At 65.6% G+C, this 273-nt stretch carries 1 protein-coding gene; it reads left to right on the plus strand.

What is annotated here, in order from left to right; genetic code table 11:
• Positions 1 to 273, plus strand: a 273-nt coding sequence (locus AX721_RS19165; protein ID WP_156467260.1) for a HAMP domain-containing protein, incomplete at both ends; no start/stop codon positions are given.

Below are 273 nucleotides of genomic sequence, written 5' to 3' on the forward strand. Positions count from 1 at the left end.
CCATGGTGGACCAGCTGAACGCCTTCTCGTCGGAAGTGACCCGCGTGGCCCGCGAGGTGGGTACGGAAGGCAAGCTGGGCGGCCAGGCGCAGGTGAAGGGCGTCGGCGGCGCGTGGAAGGACCTGACCGACAACGTGAACCTGATGGCCGCCAACCTGACCGGCCAGGTTCGTAACATCGCCGAGGTGACCACCGCCGTGGCCAACGGCGATCTGTCGAAGAAGATCACCGTGGACGTGCGCGGCGAGATCCTGGAGCTGAAGAACACCATCA

Source organism: Phenylobacterium sp. CCH9-H3 (assembly GCF_001557235.1).
GTDB lineage: Bacteria > Pseudomonadota > Alphaproteobacteria > Caulobacterales > Caulobacteraceae > Phenylobacterium.